Source organism: Microbacterium sp. ISL-103 (assembly GCF_018613995.1).
Taxonomy (GTDB): Bacteria; Actinomycetota; Actinomycetes; order Actinomycetales; family Microbacteriaceae; genus Microbacterium.
In genome coordinates this window covers 1-3,307 of the sequence record NZ_JAGGPD010000309.1, presented here as the reverse complement: position 1 = coordinate 3,307, position 3,307 = coordinate 1, and the positions used below count along the sequence as shown (strand labels likewise).

The 3,307-nt window shown below is 66.8% G+C and carries 5 protein-coding genes; 3 read left to right on the top strand and 2 right to left on the bottom strand.

What is annotated here, in order from left to right:
- Positions 1-267: 267 nt before the first annotated feature.
- Positions 268-1,047: an isoprenyl transferase gene (locus tag J7E68_RS11885; protein ID WP_215172830.1), complete on the bottom strand. Its 780-nt coding sequence runs from the start codon at positions 1,045-1,047 to the stop codon at positions 268-270.
- A 97-nt stretch (positions 1,048-1,144) separates the two neighbouring features.
- Here J7E68_RS11885 and J7E68_RS11880 point away from each other — a divergent pair, with 97 nt between their 5' ends.
- On the top strand, positions 1,145-1,873 hold the full coding sequence (locus J7E68_RS11880) for a hemolysin III family protein (protein WP_215172828.1): 729 nt from the start codon (positions 1,145-1,147) through the stop codon (positions 1,871-1,873).
- A 32-nt stretch (positions 1,874-1,905) separates the two neighbouring features.
- Here the strand turns inward: J7E68_RS11880 and J7E68_RS11875 are convergent, their stop codons facing one another.
- Positions 1,906-2,190 carry a hypothetical protein gene (locus J7E68_RS11875; protein ID WP_215172826.1) on the bottom strand — a complete coding sequence of 95 codons (285 nt, stop codon included), beginning with the start codon at positions 2,188-2,190 and terminating at the stop codon, positions 1,906-1,908.
- A 69-nt stretch (positions 2,191-2,259) separates the two neighbouring features.
- Here J7E68_RS11875 and J7E68_RS11870 point away from each other — a divergent pair, with 69 nt between their 5' ends.
- Positions 2,260-2,646 (top strand): DUF4307 domain-containing protein, encoded by a 387-nt coding sequence (locus tag J7E68_RS11870; RefSeq protein ID WP_215172825.1) that lies wholly within the window; start codon positions 2,260-2,262, stop codon positions 2,644-2,646.
- Between the two features lie 96 nt (positions 2,647-2,742).
- Positions 2,743-3,231 (top strand): transcription elongation factor GreA, encoded by a 489-nt coding sequence (gene greA, locus J7E68_RS11865; protein WP_215172824.1) that lies wholly within the window; start codon positions 2,743-2,745, stop codon positions 3,229-3,231.
- The last annotated feature ends 76 nt before the right edge of the window (positions 3,232-3,307 follow it).

The window sequence follows — 3,307 nt, the reverse complement described above, 5'->3', positions numbered from 1 at the left end:
GCGTCTTCTTACGGGTGGACTGCTGCGCGGTGCTTGTTTACTGCTGCGCTGTACGTGAGGTCACGACCCACTCCCGACCCGGGGAATCCCGGTTTTTCGATCGAGTCGACCAGGGGGTCACGAGTCGTCAACCTGAGGCCGACCCGACGGGCACCTTGCCCGATGCCTAGAAGCTACGACCAGCCGCAGACATTTGCGCGACTCGACACGCCCCCAATTCGTTACGTGTTGATTAACGGGACGTGGCCGACGGCCTGGCGCGCGGGTTCAGCGTCCGAAGCGCCGATCGCGGTCTGCGAAGTCGCGGATCGCCCTCAGGAAGTCGACCTGACGCAGATCCGGCCCGAGTGCCTCGACGAAGTAGAACTCGCTGTGCGCGCTCTGCCACAGCAGGAAGTCGCTGAGTCGCTGCTCTCCGCTGGTGCGGATCACGAGATCGGGATCCGGCTGCCCTCCGGTGTAGAGGTGCTCGCCGATCATCTCGGGTGTCAGGTGTGCCGCGAGGTCTTCGATCGTGCCACCGGAGGCCTGGTGCGCCGTGACGATGCTGCGCACCGCGTCGCCGATCTCGTTGCGGCCGCCGTACCCGACCGCGAGGTTCACATGCAGGCCCGTGTGATCACGTGTGCGCTGCTGTGCGTCGTCGAGCACTCTCGCGAGCTCCGGAGGCAGGATGTCGGAGCGGCCGACGTGCTTGACCCGCCAGTCGGGCTCGTGCGACAGGGCTTCGGCGAGCTCCGCGATGATCTCGATGAGGTCGGCGAGCTCTGCGGAGTCGCGCTTGAGCAGGTTGTCGCTCGACAGCAGGTAGAGCGAGACGACGCGGATGCCGAGCTCGTCGCACCAGCCCAGGAACTCCCGCATCTTGGCGGCTCCTGCGCGGTGACCCTCCGCCGGGGTCTCATACCCCAGCTGTCGTGCCCAGCGACGGTTGCCGTCGATCATCATCGCGACGTGGTGCGGCACGGACGCCGGATCGAGGTGGCGGCGCAGCCTGCTGGTGTAGAGCCGGTACAGCGGCCCCCGCCCCTGGCCCTCACGTGACATCACCTCCCTACGCTATCGTGCCGGGGCCCGGGCGACATAGTGCTGACGCTCAGGATATGTACGCCGGCGGGGATGATCTGCCGCATAGAGTGTTGGCGTGAGCACACCCGACTCCACTGCACCAGACGTCCCCCAGCTGCCTCTCCTGGAGGAGGCGGCTCACGACGCCGCCGTCGACATCAAGCCCACCTGGCGCGGATGGCTGCACGCGGCGACGTTCCCGTTCGCGATCGTCGCCGGCATCGTCCTCATCGCCGTCGCACAGGGCGGCGCCGCCAAGTGGGCGGCCGCCGTCTTCATGGCCACGTCGCTGCTGCTCTTCGGGAATTCGGCGCTCTACCACCGGATCGACTGGAGTCCGAAGGTCAAGATGATCCTCAAGCGGATCGACCACGCGAACATCCTGCTGCTGATCGCCGGTACCTACACTCCGCTCGCCGTGCTCGCGCTGCCGCCGGGGAAGGGCGCGCTGCTGCTCGTGTTCGTCTGGAGCGGCGCGCTGCTCGGCATCCTCTTCCGGGTGTTCTGGATCAACGCTCCGCGATGGCTCTATGTCGCGCTGTACCTGCTGCTGGGGTGGGCGGCCGTGATGTACCTGGCCGACCTCTTCGTCGCGAACGCCACCATGATGGCGCTCGTCATCGTGGGCGGGCTGCTCTACACCGGCGGCGCCGTCGTCTACGCGCTCAAGAAGCCCAACCCGTGGCCCGGCCACTTCGGCTTCCACGAGATCTTCCACCTGTGCACGGTGCTGGCGTTCCTGTGCCACTGGACCGCGTGCCTGCTCATCGCGCTCGAGCCGCTGTCACCATCTCTCGGAGCCTGATCAGCAAGATCCCGCTCAGCGCGGAGGTGTGATCAGCGTCTCTCGGGGTCGTCGTCGCCCTCGCGGACGATCGGCAGATCCGAATCCGTCTCGGTCGCCTCATCGGCCGCGCGCGCTGCCTCTTCGGCGTCGAGCTCTTCTCTGACCTCTTCGCGGTAGCGCACCCGGCGGATCCGTCGGTTCATGTCGAGGATCAGCAGGATCACGGCGACCAGGAGGATCACCACGGCGGCGAAGCCGATGAATCCGGGCGTGACCAGTTCGGGCTTCACCGTCATCGTGGGCGTCGGCATCGGGGTCTCGGTCAGAGCGAGCATGGAGTCTGCCTTTCCTGCGCAGGTCGCATAACCTGGAGTAACCAGCCTAACGACCGGAAGACCCACCCCGTGACGACCGCACAGCAGCTCGACGAACGATATGGACGCACCCGCACCCGTCGGGGGCCGTGGATCGTGGTGATCGTCATCGCCGCCCTCCTCGTGGGCGCCTTCGGCTGGTCGATCGTGACCACCGAGATGAACTCGGTCGACTCCGACGACCTGGGCTTCGACCTGGTCGATGAGCACAGCGTCACCGTGCGATTCCAGATCACCGGAGTGCAGGGCAAGGACGTGGCCTGCATCGTCGAAGCCCTCGACGAGGAGTTCGGCGTGGTCGGCTGGAAGGTCGTCGAGATCGCCGCCGCAGAGGAGCATTCACAGGCCCTCTCGGCCAGCGTTCCCACGGTGTCGGCGGCCACCACAGGTTTGGTGAACAGCTGCTGGGTCGCTTAGACTCGAGCCAGACAGACGACGCCCTGGCACCGTGCCGGGGCGTCTTGGCATATCCCCCGCAGACCGCCGGCGGGTACCTAACGAAGGAGCTTCGTCATGTCTACTGACGCTCAGGTTCCCTTCCTCACGCAGGAAGCGTACGACCGGCTCGTCGCCGAGCTGGAACACCTGTCCACGACGGGACGCGAAGAGATCGCCAAGCGCATCGAGGCCGCCCGTGAAGAGGGCGACCTCAAGGAGAACGGCGGATACCACGCCGCCAAAGACGAGCAGGGCAAGCAGGAGGCGCGCATCCGCACCCTCGAGAACCTGCTCAAGACGGCCAAGGTCGGCGAGGCGCCCGCGAGCCGCGGCATCGTCGAGCCCGGCACCGTCGTCACCGCGGTGGTCGCCGGAGGCGAAGAGGTCTTCCTCCTCGGCAGCCGCGAGATCGCCGTGGGCAGCGATCTCGACGTGTACAGCGAGGCCAGCCCCCTCGGGCAGGCGATCCTCGGACTCAAGGTCGGCGAGAAGTCGTCGTACGAAGCTCCGAACGGTCGCGCCATCTCGGTCGAGATCCTGAACGTCGAGACCTACACCGGCTGACACGTCGGCGACGAGCGCTGACGCTCCCCGCAGCGGAAGAGGCCCCGTCCGGGTGGACGGGGCCTCTTCCTCTGCG

What these genes read in the sequence shown, in the direction of transcription:
- J7E68_RS11885 (WP_215172830.1), bottom strand. Translation starts at nt 1,047, where the DNA reads ATGTCACGTGAGGGCCAGGGGCGGGGGCCGCTGTACCGGCTCTACACC.
- J7E68_RS11875 (WP_215172826.1), bottom strand. Translation starts at nt 2,190, where the DNA reads ATGCTCGCTCTGACCGAGACCCCGATGCCGACGCCCACGATGACGGTG.
- greA (WP_215172824.1), top strand. Translation starts at nt 2,743, where the DNA reads ATGTCTACTGACGCTCAGGTTCCCTTCCTCACGCAGGAAGCGTACGAC.